We start from the raw sequence: 13,312 nt of genomic DNA, 5'->3' as shown, positions 1-13,312 counted from the left end.
TTCGTACAAGACAGGCGGCCCGCGGCCTCCCCATCATGAGCCGCATGAGCGGATACGTTGAGCAGGCGCACGGGATGCACGTGGTCCACGACGGCGCGCGGGAGGCGCCACCGCTGTTGCTCGTCCACGGCTCGGGGGCCTCGGGCGACACGTGGGGCCCGATGCTCCCCGCACTGGCCGACCGCCGTCATGTCGTCCGTGTCGACCTCCCCGGCTGCGGTCAGTCCCCGCCCGCACCGTCCTACGACGTACCGGTGCAAGCCGCGCGGGTGGCGGCGATGCTCGACGACCTCGGCCTGCGCCACGTCGCCGCGGCCGGGCACTCCAGCGGCGGCTACCTCATCACGGCGCTCGCCGAGCAGCGCCCCGACCTGGTGGGGTCGCTCACGCTGATCAGCACAGGCCCGAGCCCCGACGCGCTCCTTCCGCAGCCGGCCGTCCTCCGGGCGCTGTTGGGTCCGCCGCTCGGGCCGCTGCTGTGGTCGGTGCGCTCAGACGCGTGGATCCGCAAGGGAATCAGAGCCACGACCGCGCGTCCGGTGGACATCCCCGACGGCATGGTCGCGGGGACGGGGGCCCTCACCTACCGGGCCTTCCGGAAGATCGCGAGCCGGAACACCGCGTACCTCGCCGAGCGGAGCGTGCCCGAGCGTCTCGCCGTACTCGACGTGCCCAAGCTGGTGATCTTCGGCGCCGCGGATCCGCGGTGGGAGCCGTCATCGGCACACCAGTACGACACGGTGCCCGGCACCCGGGTCGAGCTGCTGCCCGGTGTCGGACACGTGCCGCTGCTCGAAGCGCCCGAGGCGACCAGCGAACTGCTGCTCGGCTTCACGGCGGCGGACGCTGACACGCCGCCCGCCCTGGCCTAGGTGCGTGCGATGCTGCGGACCGGGACATCAGCCGGGGCACCGACCGGGACGCTCGACTGGACGCTGTGGGACATCGCCGTCCCCTCCCCCTCACGTCGGCTGCCGGAAATCAGCATGGCCGGTTTCCGCCCCCGTGTTCCCGCGCTCGCGGACATCGCAATGATCCCGCACCCCTCCGTCACCCTGCTCTTCGACCTGAGCGACGGAGCGGACCTCGTCCACGACGCCGGTGGCCGGTACGGACGCGGCAGCGTCGCCGTCGGACTCCTCCCCGGCGACTTCCGGGCGAGTGGCCAGGTGGGCGAGGTCCTTCAGATCAGGCTGCAGCCGGTCGCGGCGGCTGCTCTGCTCGGGGAGCAGGCCGACCTGAGAGGGGAGGCGGTGTCGTTGCAGGACGTGTGGGGCCGCGACGTCGCGCAGGCCGAGGAGCGCCTGCGTGCCGCCGGATCGTGGGACGAACGGTTCACGGCAGCGCGGAACATCCTTCTCCGAAGGCTGGCAGAACTCACACGGCTGGACACCCGCCCGCAGGTCGACCGGGAGGTCGCTCATGCCTGGCGGCGGACGCGCGGCAGCCGGGGGAGGGTGCGGGTCGCCGGCCTGGCGGACGAGGTCGGCTGGAGCCGCAAACGCCTGTCGGCCCGCTTCCGCTCCCAGCTCGGCATCACGCCCAAGCGCGCCGCCCGACTGGTGCGCTTCGACCACGCCGCCCACCTCCTCGCGGCGGGCCGCACCGCCGTCGGTGCCGCTGCCGAGAGCGGGTACGTCGACCAGCCGCACCTCCACCGGGAGGTCAAGGAGTTCACCGGGCTGACGCCCGCGGCCGTGGCCACCGCGCCATGGCTCGCGATCGACGACGTCGCGTGGCCCGCTTCCCCACCGCCCGCCCCGACGCCCCAGCGGCCGTGATCCCGGACGAACCGCACACCGCGGCGCACCCGCCCTGCCGCTGTGCGGGGCGCCCTGTGAGGGGTGACACGCGGGGAAGTCAGCGTGCTCTCGAACGTCGGCCCGGGGCCCGCCGTATCCCGACCGGACGTCGGCCACGGGACCGCTGAACCCGGATGCCGTACTGGTCCCGGGTGCCGTACTGGCCCCGGGGCGGGCGCCGACCGGGTCGGGCGGCGCCCCAGGCGGCGGGCGCCCCCGCCCTTCGGGGGCCGGGCCGCGCCCGGCCCCGTCAGCGCTTGCGCGCCGCCGCCGCCTTCGTGCCCGCCGTCTTCTTGGCGGCCGCGTCCGTCTTCTTGGCGGTCCCCTTCGCCGCTGCCGTCTTCGTCCCAGCGGAAGCCTTCCCAGCAGAAGCCTTCCTGGCGGGAGCCTTCCCGCCGGAAGCCGCGGCCCTCTTCTTCCGCGTCGCCGGCAGGGCCGACGACGCGTCGCTGACGCGCTCTCCGAGCATGTCCCGCAGGAACTTGCCGGTGTGGCTGGCGGTCTCGGCCGCGACCTGTTCGGGTGTTCCTTCCGCGACGACCATGCCGCCGCCGTTGCCGCCCTCGGGGCCCAGGTCCACGACCCAGTCGGCCGTCTTGATCACGTCGAGGTTGTGCTCGATGACCATGACGGAGTTGCCCTTGTCGACCAGGCCTTCCAGCACGCTGATCAGTTTCCTGATGTCCTCGAAGTGGAGACCGGTCGTCGGCTCGTCCAGGACGTAGACGGTCCGGCCGGTGGAGCGCCGCTGGAGCTCGCTCGCGAGCTTCACCCGTTGTGCCTCACCACCCGAAAGAGTGGGCGCGGACTGTCCGAGCCTGACGTATCCGAGTCCGACGTCGTTGAGTGTCCTCAGGTGCCGCGCGATGCCGGGGACCGCCTCGAAGAAGTCCAGGGCCTGCTCGATCGGCATGTCCAGGACCTCGGCGATGTTCTTGCCCTTGTAGTGGACCTCCAGGGTCTCCCTGTTGTAGCGCGCGCCGTGGCAGACCTCGCAGGGCACATACACGTCGGGCAGGAAGTTCATCTCGATCTTGATGGTGCCGTCGCCCGCGCAGTTCTCGCAGCGGCCGCCCTTGACGTTGAAGGAGAAGCGGCCCTGCTGGTAGCCGCGGACCTTCGCCTCCGTCGTCTCGGCGAACAGCTTGCGTACGTGGTCGAACACCCCGGTGTAGGTGGCCGGGTTGGAGCGCGGGGTGCGGCCGATGGGGGACTGGTCGACGTGGACGACCTTGTCGACCAGGTCGTCGCCCTCGACGCGCGTGTGGCGGCCCGGCACCGTGCGGGCGCCGTGCAGTTCACGGGCGAGGTGGGTGTAGAGGATGTCGTTGACCAGTGTCGACTTTCCGGAGCCGGACACGCCGGTGACGGCGGTGAAGACGCCCAGCGGGAAGGAGACGTCGACGTCGCGCAGGTTGTTCTCCCGCGCGCCGCGCACCGTCAGCTGCCGTGCCGGGTCGATGGGGCGGCGTACCTGCGGGGTGGGGATCTCCCGGCGGCCGGAGAGGTACTCGCCGGTGAGGGACTCCTCGTTGTCCAGCAGTTCCTTCAGCGGGCCGCTGTGGACGACCTTGCCGCCGTGTTCGCCCGCGCCGGGGCCGATGTCCACGACCCAGTCGGAGGCCTTGATGGTGTCCTCGTCGTGCTCGACGACGATCAGCGTGTTGCCCAGGTCGCGCAGGCGTACCAGGGTCTCGATCAGGCGGTGGTTGTCGCGCTGGTGGAGGCCGATGGACGGCTCGTCCAGCACGTAGAGCACGCCGACGAGTCCCGAGCCGATCTGGGTGGCCAGCCGGATGCGCTGGGCCTCGCCGCCGGACAGCGTGCCGGCGGCGCGGTTGAGGGTGAGGTAGTCGAGGCCGACGTCGACGAGGAAGCGCAGCCGCTCGTTGACCTCCTTGAGCACTCGTTCGGCGATCTTCTTGTCGCGGCCCGAGAGCGTCATCTCGCGCAGGAAGTCGGCGCACTCGGTGATCGACATCGCGGAGACCTCCGCGATGGACTTGCCCTGCAGGGTGACGGCCAGGATCAGCGGCTTGAGCCGGGTGCCCTCGCAGGCGGGGCAGTTCACTTCGCGCATGTAGCCCTCGAAGCGTTCCCTGCTGCTGTCTGTCTCGGCCTCGGAGTGCCGCCGCTTGACGAAGGGGACGACGCCCTCGAAGGCGGTGGTGTAGGCGCGTTCGCGTCCGTACCTGTTGCGGTAGCGGACCTCGACCTGTGTTTTGTGGCCGTACAGCAGCGCCTTCTTGGCGCGCGCGGGCAGGCCCGCCCAGGAGATGTCCGTACGGAAGCCGAGTGCGTCGGCCAGTGCGCCGATCAGCCGCCCGAAGTACTCCCGGGTGTGCCCGTGCGACCAGGGGTGCAGCGCGCCTTCGTCCAGCGACTTGTCCTCGTCGGGGACGATCAGCTCGGGGTCGACCTCCATCCGGGTGCCGATGCCGGTGCACTCCTGGCAGGCGCCGAAGGGGGAGTTGAAGGAGAAGGAGCGCGGCTCCAGTTCCTCGAACGACAGGTCGTCGTAGGGGCAGTACAGGTGCTCGGAGTACATCCGCTCACGCTGCGGGTCGTCCGGCTCCAGGTCGACGAAGTCGAGGATGACCATGCCGCCGGAGAGTCCGAGCGCGGTCTCGACCGAGTCGGTCAGCCTGCGCTTTGCGGTGGCCTTGACGGTGAGGCGGTCCACGACCACCTCGATCGTGTGCTTCTCCTGCTTCTTGAGCTTGGGCGGCTCGGAGAGCTGGATCGTCTCGCCGTCGACGCGGGCGCGGCTGTACCCCTTGGTCTGGAGCTCGTTGAAGAGGTCCACGAACTCGCCCTTGCGCTCGCGCACCAGCGGTGAGAGCACCTGGAAGCGGCTGCCCTCCTCCAGGCCGAGCACCTTGTCGACGATGGCCTGCGGCGACTGGCGGGCGATGGGGCGGCCGCAGACGGGGCAGTGGGGCTTGCCGATGCGGGCGTAGAGCAGGCGGAGGTAGTCGTAGACCTCCGTGATGGTGCCCACGGTCGAGCGCGGGTTGCGCGAGGTCGACTTCTGGTCGATGGAGACCGCGGGGGACAGGCCCTCGATGAAGTCGACGTCGGGTTTGTCCATCTGCCCGAGGAACTGCCGGGCGTAGGCGGACAGCGACTCCACGTAGCGCCGCTGGCCCTCGGCGAAGATAGTGTCGAAGGCGAGCGAGGACTTCCCCGAGCCCGACAGTCCCGTGAAGACGATGAGCGAGTCACGGGGGAGGTCTATCGAGACGTTCTGCAGGTTGTGCTCGCGAGCGCCACGGACGAGAAGACGGTCGGCCACGCCTGTTGGCACCTTTCATGTGGGAAGGGGGGCCCGCAGCGGAGCGGGGGTCCCCGACCAAGAGTAGGACGGCGCCGCCCGGAGTGTCGTGCGCTTCGGGTGTGGGAGCCTCGCTCGACCATATAGCACGTTCATTCGAATTGCGGGCGGCCTCGCCACCTCCGTGCCGTCTTCCACACGAACGAGTGGTCGCACTAGCTTTGGATCATGACCACGCCTGCGCACGACGCCGAACTCGTACGGACCGCGACCGGGCAGCTGCTGAGCGCCACCGTCAAGCTGGATCCCCCGGAGGTCACCGAGCCCTCCCAGCTTCCGGGCTGGACCCGCGCCCACGTGCTCGCCCACCTCGCCCGCAACGCCGACGCCCTCGTCAACGTGCTCGCGGGTGAGCCGATGTACGCCAGCGCCGAAGCCCGCGACGCCGACATCGAGGAGGGCGCGCGCCGCTCCCTCGACGAGCTCGTCGACGACGTGCGCGCCGGCTCCTCCCGTCTGGAGAGCGCCTTCGCCGCGCTCGGCGACGACGACTGGAACCGCACCGTCACCCTCCGCAACGGTGTGACCGATCTCGCCTCCTCCCTCCCGTTCCGCCGCTGGATCGAGGTCGAGCTGCACCATGTCGACCTCGGCATCGGCTACACGCTCGAGGACCTCCCCGGCACCTTCGTGGACCGGGAGCTGACCACCATGGCGCGCCGCTTCCTCGAGCACCCCGACATCCCCGTCGCCCTGGAACTGCGCGCGGAGGACGGCAGGACCTGGCGCACCGGCGCGAAGACGGAGGGCCCCGAGGGGCCCCTGGTGGTGGTGGGCAGCTCCGTGGCGCTGGTGGGCTGGCTCACGGGCCGGACGACCGGCAGCGGCCTCTCGGCGAGGGGCCCTTTGCCGGAACTGCCGTCCCTTTAGGGTGAGAGCCATGCCATACACCGGAACGGTCCAGGTCGGCGGACCCGCGGACGTGCACGAGCTGCGGGACCTGATGATCTCCAAGGTCGCCGTCGGCCCCATGGACAACAACGCCTACCTGCTGCGCTGCCGGGCCACAGGACAGCAGCTGCTGATCGACGCCGCCAACGACGCGGGCACCCTCATGGAGCTCATCGGCGGCGACGGCATCGCCTCCGTCGTGACCACCCACCGGCACGGCGACCACTGGCAGGCGCTCGCCGAGGTGGTGGACGCCACCGGTGCGCGCACGTACGCGGGACGGTACGACGCCGAGGGCATCCCCGTGCCCACCGACGTGCCCGTCGAGGACGGGGAGACCCTGCGGGTCGGCGAGGTGGAGCTGACGGCGCGGCACCTGGTCGGGCACACCCCCGGCTCGATCGCGCTGGTCTACGACGACCCGCACGGCCATCCCCACCTGTTCACCGGCGACTGCCTCTTCCCCGGCGGGGTGGGCAACACCTTCGGGGACGCCGCGAACTTCGTCCGCCTCCTCGACGACGTCGAGCACAAGCTCTTCGGCCAACTCCCCGACGAGACCTGGGTCTACCCGGGCCACGGCAGCGACACCACTCTCGGCGCCGAGCGCCCGCGGCTGGGGGAGTGGCGCGAGCGGGGCTGGTAGGACGAGCGACTGGCGGACGGCGCGCTCACGCGTCCCGCGGCCGCCGCGCGAGAGGTCCGTCGGGCGTGCGGCCGCGGGTCGTGCGCCCGATGATCGCTGTCACCCCTCCCCAGTAGGGTGTGACGTATGGCAGACCCCTCCACCTACCGTCCGAAACCGGGAGAGATCCCCGACTCGCCCGGGGTCTACCGCTTCCGTGACGAACACCGCAGGGTGATCTACGTCGGCAAGGCCAAGAGCCTCCGCCAGCGGCTGAACAACTACTTCCAGGACCTCGCGGGCCTCCATCCGCGCACCCGCACGATGGTGACGACGGCCGCCTCCGTGGAGTGGACGGTGGTGGGCACCGAGGTGGAGGCGCTCCAGCTCGAGTACACCTGGATCCAGGAGTTCGCACCCCGCTTCAACGTCAAGTACCGCGACGACAAGAGCTACCCGTCCCTCGCGGTGACGATGAACGAGCAGTTCCCCCGCGTCCAGGTGATGCGCGGCCCCAAGAAGAAGGGCGTGCGCTACTTCGGCCCCTACGGCCAGGCCTGGGCGATCCGCGAGACGGTCGATCTGATGCTGCGCGTCTTCCCCGTGCGCACCTGCTCGGCCGGGGTCTTCAAGCGCTCCGCGCAGATCGGCCGGCCGTGTCTGCTGGGCTACATCGGCAAGTGCTCGGCCCCCTGCGTCGGCCGCGTCTCACCCCAGGAGCACCGCGAACTCGCCGAGGAGTTCTGTGACTTCATGGCGGGCCACACCGGCTCCTACCTGCGCCGCCTGGAGCGCGAGATGCAGGACGCGGCCGAGGAGATGGAGTACGAGCGGGCCGCTCGGCTGCGCGATGACATCGACGCGCTCAAGCGCGCCATGGAGAAGAACGCGGTGGTGCTCACCGACGCCACCGACGCCGATCTGATCGCCGTGGCGGAGGACGAGCTCGAGGCCGCCCTCCAGATCTTCCACGTGCGCGGCGGCCGGGTGCGCGGCCAGCGCGGCTGGGTCACCGACAAGGTGGAGGCGGTCGGCACCCCCGAGCTGGTCGAACACGCGCTCCAGCAGCTGTACGGCGCGGAGCAGGGCGACGCGTCCGAGGGCGGCGGCAGCGGAGGCGTCCCCAAGGAGGTGCTGGTCCCGGCGTTGCCTGAGCCCGTGGAGCCGATAGCGCAGTGGCTGACAGAACGCAGGGGCGCCCAGGTGAGCCTGCGCATCCCGCAGCGCGGCGACAAGCGGGCCCTGATGGAGACGGTCAAGCGCAACGCCGAGCACGCTCTCGTGCTGCACAAGACCAAGCGGGCCTCCGACCTGACCACCCGCTCGCGCGCCCTGGAGGAGATCGCCGACGCGCTGGAGCTGGACTCGGCGCCGCTGCGCATCGAGTGCTTCGACATCTCGCACCTCCAGGGTGACGACGTGGTGGCCTCCATGGTCGTCTTCGAGGACGGCCTCGCCCGCAAGAGCGAGTACCGCCGCTTCCAGATCAAGTCCTTCGCGGGCCAGGACGACGTGCGGGCCATGCACGAGGTGATCAGCCGCCGGTTCCGCCGCTACCTGGTCGAGAAGCAGAAGACCGGGGAGTGGCCGGAGGAGGAGCTGGGCGGCGAGCTGGAGGCGGGCCCCGAGGGCGGCTCCCCGCTCCCGCGGCCCGAAGCCGCGCCCGTGCACGAGTCCGTGCCCGGGCTCTGCGGGGAGCCGTCGCCAGAGCCCGTGCCCGCCCAGGGAGCCGTCAGGGACGAGGAGGGCCGCCCCAAGAGGTTCGCCTACCCGCCGCAGCTCGTGGTCGTCGACGGCGGTCAGCCGCAGGTCGCGGCGGCGAAGGCGGCGCTGGAGGAGCTGGGGATCGACGACGTGGCGGTCTGCGGGCTGGCCAAGCGGCTGGAGGAGGTGTGGCTCCCCGGCGACAGCGACCCGGTGGTGCTGCCCCGCTCCAGCGAGGGGCTCTACCTGCTCCAGCGGGTGCGGGACGAGGCCCACCGCTTCGCGATCCGCTATCAGCGGGGCAAGCGCGGCAAGCGGCTCCGCAGCAGCCCGCTGGACGCCGTCCAGGGGCTGGGGGAGACCCGGAAGAAGGCGCTGCTCAAGCACTTCGGCTCGGTCAAGAAGTTGCGGGCTGCCCGTGTGGAGGAGATCTCCCAGGTGCCGGGCATCGGCCGTAAGACGGCCGAGACGGTGGCCGCGGCGCTCGCCGAGGGCGCGCCCGCGGGCCCGGTGGTGAATACCGCGACCGGTGAGATCGTTGAAGAGGAGTGAGTGACCGGCGCCGGGATCGACGTGCGGGCGGACGGGGCCGGACGGTCGGTGGAACGGTGGCTCCCGTGGGATCGGCGGCACCGGCGACGCCGCACCGTACGAAGATCGACATTTCGGGGGATGACAGCATGAGCGCGGAGCGTGAGCAGCGCGGAGACGGAGCAGTGGTGAGTACGCTCAAGCCGGCGCAGCCGGAGGAGGCGGCGGGTGCGACGATCCCGGAGTTGGTGATCATCTCGGGGATGTCGGGCGCGGGCCGCAGCACCGCGGCCAAGTGTCTGGAGGACCTGGGCTGGTTCGTCGTCGACAACCTGCCGCCCGAGCTGATTCCGACGATGGTCGAGCTGGGCGCCAGGTCGCAGGGGAACGTGGCCAGGATCGCCGTCGTCGTGGATGTGCGCGGCCGTAACTTCTTCGACAACCTCAAGGGCTCGCTCGCCGACCTGGCGACGTACAACGTCGCCCGCCGCATCGTCTACCTGGAGGCCTCGGACGAGGCCCTGGTCCGCCGCTTCGAGTCCGTGCGCCGCCCGCACCCGCTGCAGGGCGACGGGCGCATCGTGGACGGCATCGCGGCCGAGCGCGATCTGCTGCGCGAGCTGCGCGGGGACGCCGATCTGGTGATCGACACCTCCAGCCTGAACGTGCACGAGCTGCGCGCCAAGCTGGACGCCCAGTTCGCGGGTGAGGAGGAGCCCGAGCTGCGGGCCACCGTCATGTCGTTCGGCTACAAGTACGGCCTGCCCGTGGACGCCGACCTCGTCGTCGACTGCCGCTTCCTGCCCAACCCGCACTGGGTCCCCGAGCTGCGCCCTTACACGGGCACCAGCGAGGAGGTCTCCAGCTACGTCTTCAACCAGCCGGGCGCCAAGGAGTTCCTGGACCGCTACACGGAGCTGCTGCAACTGATCGCCGCCGGCTACCGCAGGGAGGGCAAGCGGTATGTGACCGTCGCCGTCGGGTGCACCGGCGGCAAGCACCGCAGCGTCGCCATGTCCGAGAAGCTGGCACGCAGGCTCTCCGACGGCGGCGTGGAGACGGTGGTCGTCCACCGTGACATGGGGCGTGAGTGACGCCCATGGCCCGTAGGAGCCTGAGGCATCTGGCCGGGCCGCGCGGCGCACTGCGCGGCTTCCCTTCCAAACAGCCCAAGGTGGTGGCGCTCGGCGGCGGTATGGGCCTGTCGGCGTCGCTGACGGCGCTGCGCCGCATCACCGGGGACCTGACCGCCGTGGTCACCGTCGCCGACGACGGCGGCTCCAGCGGCCGGCTCCGCGACGAGCTGGGGGTGCTGCCGCCCGGTGACCTGCGCAAGGCGCTGGCCGCGCTGTGCGGAGACGACGAGTGGGGCCGCACCTGGGCGCAGGTGATCCAGCACCGCTTCGAGAGCAGGGGCGAGCTGCACGAACACGCGGTCGGCAATCTGCTGATCGTCGCACTGTGGGAACAGTTGGGCGATCACGTGCAGGCGCTGGATCTGGTCGGCAAGCTGCTGGGCGCGCACGGCCGGGTGCTGCCCATGTCGGCGGTGCCGCTGGAACTGCGCGCCAGCGTGCGCGGGCACGATCCCGCGCGCCCCGAGGAGCTGTCCACCGTCCGCGGCCAGGCCACCGTGGCGCTCACCCGCGGGGAGGTCCAGGAGGTGCACCTGGTCCCCGCCGACCCGCCCGCCGTGCCGGAGGCCGTGCAGGCGGTGCTGGACGCCGACTGGGTGGTTCTCGGCCCCGGCTCCTGGTTCTCCTCCGTCATCCCGCATCTGCTGGTGCCCGAGCTGCTGGAGGCGCTGACCGAGACGAAGGCCCGCAAGGTCCTCTCACTCAACCTCGCTCCGCAACCGGGAGAAACGGACGGTTTTTCCCCGCAGCGTCATTTGGAGGTTTTGGGGCGACACGCCCCTAAACTCACCTTCGACGTGGTGCTGGCCGACCAGGATGCCGTGCCCGACCAGGACTCCCTCAGTGAGGCCGCCGATCAGCTCGGCGGGAAGGTCGAGCTGGCACCCGTGGCGGCAGCTGGGGGAGCTCCCCGGCACGACCCGGAGCTGCTGGCCGCCGCGTACGACCGTATTTTTCGGATGCATGGAAGGATCGGCCCATGGCGATGACGCCTGCGGTGAAGGACGAGATCTCCCGGCTCCCCGTCACCCGCACCTGCTGCCGGAAGTCAGAGGTCTCGTCGATCCTGCGCTTTGCGGGTGGGCTGCACCTGGTGAGCGGGCGGATCGTGATCGAGGCGGAGCTGGACACGGGCATCGCCGCCCGTCGGCTGCGCAAGGACATCCTGGAGATCTTCGGGCACTCCTCCGACCTGGTGGTGATGGCGCCCAGCGGCCTGCGGCGCAACAGCCGGTACGTCGTGAGGGTGGTGGCCGGCGGCGACCAGCTCGCCCGCCAGACGGGCCTCGTCGACGGCCGCGGGCGCCCGATCCGCGGCCTGCCCCCGCAGGTGGTCTCGGGGGCCACCTGCGACGCGGAGGCCGCCTGGCGGGGCGCGTTCCTCGCCCACGGCTCGCTCACCGAGCCGGGGCGCAGCTCGTCCCTGGAGGTCACCTGCCCGGGGCCCGAGGCGGCGCTGGCGCTGGTCGGCGCGGCCCGCAGGCTGCAGATCGCCGCCAAGGCCCGCGAGGTGCGCGGTGTGGACCGCGTCGTCGTCCGTGACGGTGACGCCATCGGCGCGCTGTTGACGCGGCTGGGCGCGCACGAGTCGGTGCTGGCGTGGGAGGAGCGGCGGATGCGCCGCGAGGTGCGCGCCACCGCCAACCGGCTGGCCAACTTCGACGACGCCAACCTGCGCCGCTCGGCCCGCGCCGCCGTCGCCGCGGGCGCCAGGGTGCAGCGCGCGCTGGAGATCCTGGGTGACGAGGTGCCCGAGCACCTGGCCGCCGCCGGACGGCTGCGGATGGAGCACAAGCAGGCCTCGCTGGAGGAGCTGGGCGCGCTGGCCGACCCGCCGCTGACCAAGGACGCCGTGGCGGGCCGCATCCGCCGGTTGCTCGCCATGGCGGACAAGCGTGCGCAGGACCTCGGAATTTCGGGTACCGAGTCCAATCTGACCGAGGAAATGGTCGGCTGAAAGGCCGGATAAACGCTTCTCAGGAGAGCAGTGGAACGCTCTTCTGATGAGCGGAGGAATGCCGCTCCCGCGAGCGTGGAATTACTTGTCCGACGAGCGGGAAAACGCTCGCCTGAGCGGCGAGTTCGAGCGGCTGCCCGGCCCGCCCGGCCGATGTGGGACCCACCCCGATGGAGAGGTAGGGTCGGACTCGGTCGGGGACATCCAAACAGCACTCGCCGGTGTCTCGTACCGGCGTACCTAGCGAGGAGATCGGTTCGTGACGATCCGCGTAGGCATCAACGGCTTTGGCCGTATCGGTCGTAACTACTTCCGCGCGCTGCTGAACCAGGGTGCGGACATCGAGATCGTCGGTGTCAACGACCTGACCGACAATGCCACCCTGGTCCACCTGCTCAAGTACGACAGCGTTCTCGGCCGCCTCCCTTACGAGGTCGGCCACACCGAGGACACGATCACGGTCGGCAAGCAGACCTTCAAGACGATGGCGGAGAAGGACCCGGCCAAGCTCCCCTGGAGCGAGCTGGGCGCCGACATCGTCGTCGAGTCCACCGGCATCTTCACCAAGCGCGACGACGCCGCCAAGCACCTGGAGGCGGGCGCCAAGAAGGTCCTCATCTCGGCCCCTGCCAAGCAGGAGGACATCACCGTGGTGATGGGCGTCAACCAGGACAAGTACGACGCCGCCGAGCACAACGTGATCTCCAACGCCTCCTGCACCACCAACTGTGTGGCCCCGATGGCGAAGGTCATGGACGAGAACTTCGGCATCGAGCGCGGTCTGATGACCACGGTGCACGCCTACACCAACGACCAGCGCATCCTGGACTTCCCGCACAAGGACCTGCGCCGCGCCCGGGCCGCCGCCGAGAACATCATTCCGACCACGACCGGTGCCGCCAAGGCCACCGCGCTGGTCCTCCCGCAGCTCAAGGGCCGCCTGGACGGCATCGCCATGCGCGTCCCCGTCCCCACGGGATCCGTCACCGACCTGGTGCTCGACCTCAAGCGCGAGACCACCAAGGACGAGGTCAACGCCGCCTTCAAGAAGGCCGCCGAGGGCCAGCTGCAGGGCATCGTCGAGTACACCGAGGACGCGATCGTCTCCTCGGACATCGTCAACCAGCCCCCGTCCTGCACCTTCGACGCCTCCCTCACGATGGTCGACGGCAACCAGGCCAAGATCATCGGTTGGTACGACAACGAGTGGGGCTACTCCAACCGTCTGGTCGACCTCACCAGCTACGTCGGCTCCCAGCTCTGAGTCCGGGCGGCCGCGGATGAACGACAGGGCTCGTGCCCCGCGCACGAGCCCTGTCCCATGCCGCGTCC

Annotated in this window: 10 protein-coding genes; 9 read left to right on the top strand and 1 reads right to left on the bottom strand. The window is 70.7% G+C overall.

Annotation, left to right across the window (positions count from 1 at the left end; all coding sequences use genetic code 11):
- Window positions 1-44 precede the first annotated feature (44 nt).
- Window positions 45-872: an alpha/beta fold hydrolase gene (locus DTL70_RS06580; protein WP_245979061.1), complete on the top strand. Its 828-nt coding sequence runs from the start codon at window positions 45-47 to the stop codon at window positions 870-872.
- Window positions 873-881: 9 nt separating this feature from the next.
- Window positions 882-1,781 (top strand): helix-turn-helix domain-containing protein, encoded by a 900-nt coding sequence (locus DTL70_RS06575; protein ID WP_245979060.1) that lies wholly within the window; start codon window positions 882-884, stop codon window positions 1,779-1,781.
- A gap of 271 nt (window positions 1,782-2,052) precedes the next feature.
- Here the strand turns inward: DTL70_RS06575 and uvrA are convergent, their stop codons facing one another.
- A complete protein-coding gene (uvrA, locus tag DTL70_RS06570) occupies window positions 2,053-5,097 on the bottom strand; it encodes an excinuclease ABC subunit UvrA (RefSeq protein WP_114020894.1) in 3,045 nt (1,014 codons plus the stop codon).
- Window positions 5,098-5,304: 207 nt separating this feature from the next.
- On the opposite strand from uvrA, the gene DTL70_RS06565 reads away from it, so the two are divergent.
- The 7 genes from DTL70_RS06565 to gap all read left to right on the top strand — a co-directional run bounded on the left by DTL70_RS06565 (window position 5,305) and on the right by gap (window position 13,244).
- On the top strand, window positions 5,305-6,006 hold the full coding sequence (locus DTL70_RS06565) for a maleylpyruvate isomerase family mycothiol-dependent enzyme (RefSeq protein ID WP_114020893.1): 702 nt from the start codon (window positions 5,305-5,307) through the stop codon (window positions 6,004-6,006).
- A 10-nt stretch (window positions 6,007-6,016) separates the two neighbouring features.
- Window positions 6,017-6,673, top strand: coding sequence for an MBL fold metallo-hydrolase (locus DTL70_RS06560; RefSeq protein WP_114020892.1), 657 nt, complete (start codon window positions 6,017-6,019; stop codon window positions 6,671-6,673).
- 126 nt (window positions 6,674-6,799) lie between these two features.
- Window positions 6,800-8,908: an excinuclease ABC subunit UvrC gene (gene uvrC / locus DTL70_RS06555; protein ID WP_114020891.1), complete on the top strand. Its 2,109-nt coding sequence runs from the start codon at window positions 6,800-6,802 to the stop codon at window positions 8,906-8,908.
- Window positions 8,909-9,036: 128 nt separating this feature from the next.
- Window positions 9,037-9,981 carry an RNase adapter RapZ gene (gene rapZ / locus DTL70_RS06550; RefSeq protein ID WP_114020890.1) on the top strand — a complete coding sequence of 315 codons (945 nt, stop codon included), beginning with the start codon at window positions 9,037-9,039 and terminating at the stop codon, window positions 9,979-9,981.
- Between the two features lie 5 nt (window positions 9,982-9,986).
- Window positions 9,987-11,012: a gluconeogenesis factor YvcK family protein gene (locus tag DTL70_RS06545; RefSeq protein WP_114020936.1), complete on the top strand. Its 1,026-nt coding sequence runs from the start codon at window positions 9,987-9,989 to the stop codon at window positions 11,010-11,012.
- The gene (gene whiA / locus DTL70_RS06540; RefSeq protein ID WP_114020889.1) at window positions 11,003-11,980 is read left to right on the top strand and encodes a DNA-binding protein WhiA; all 978 of its coding nucleotides are present in this window, start codon (window positions 11,003-11,005) and stop codon (window positions 11,978-11,980) included. The genes DTL70_RS06545 and whiA overlap by 10 nt, the downstream gene beginning before the upstream one ends.
- Window positions 11,981-12,239: 259 nt before the next feature.
- Entirely contained in the window at window positions 12,240-13,244 is a 1,005-nt protein-coding gene (gap, locus tag DTL70_RS06535; RefSeq protein WP_114020888.1) for a type I glyceraldehyde-3-phosphate dehydrogenase, read from the top strand.
- Window positions 13,245-13,312: the final 68 nt, after the last annotated feature.

This window comes from Streptomyces diacarni, from assembly GCF_003323715.1.
Taxonomy (GTDB): domain Bacteria; phylum Actinomycetota; class Actinomycetes; order Streptomycetales; family Streptomycetaceae; genus Streptomyces; species Streptomyces diacarni.
The sequence above is the reverse complement of the archived record's forward strand: the minus strand, read 5'-3'. Positions and strand labels throughout refer to the sequence as shown.

Coding starts and splice junctions, on each gene's coding strand:
- DTL70_RS06580 (WP_245979061.1), top strand. CDS start 45: ATGAGCGGATACGTTGAGCAGGCGCACGGGATGCACGTGGTCCACGAC.
- DTL70_RS06575 (WP_245979060.1), top strand. CDS start 882: ATGCTGCGGACCGGGACATCAGCCGGGGCACCGACCGGGACGCTCGAC.
- DTL70_RS06565 (WP_114020893.1), top strand. CDS start 5,305: ATGACCACGCCTGCGCACGACGCCGAACTCGTACGGACCGCGACCGGG.
- DTL70_RS06560 (WP_114020892.1), top strand. CDS start 6,017: ATGCCATACACCGGAACGGTCCAGGTCGGCGGACCCGCGGACGTGCAC.
- uvrC (WP_114020891.1), top strand. CDS start 6,800: ATGGCAGACCCCTCCACCTACCGTCCGAAACCGGGAGAGATCCCCGAC.
- rapZ (WP_114020890.1), top strand. CDS start 9,037: ATGAGCGCGGAGCGTGAGCAGCGCGGAGACGGAGCAGTGGTGAGTACG.
- DTL70_RS06545 (WP_114020936.1), top strand. CDS start 9,987: ATGGCCCGTAGGAGCCTGAGGCATCTGGCCGGGCCGCGCGGCGCACTG.
- whiA (WP_114020889.1), top strand. CDS start 11,003: ATGGCGATGACGCCTGCGGTGAAGGACGAGATCTCCCGGCTCCCCGTC.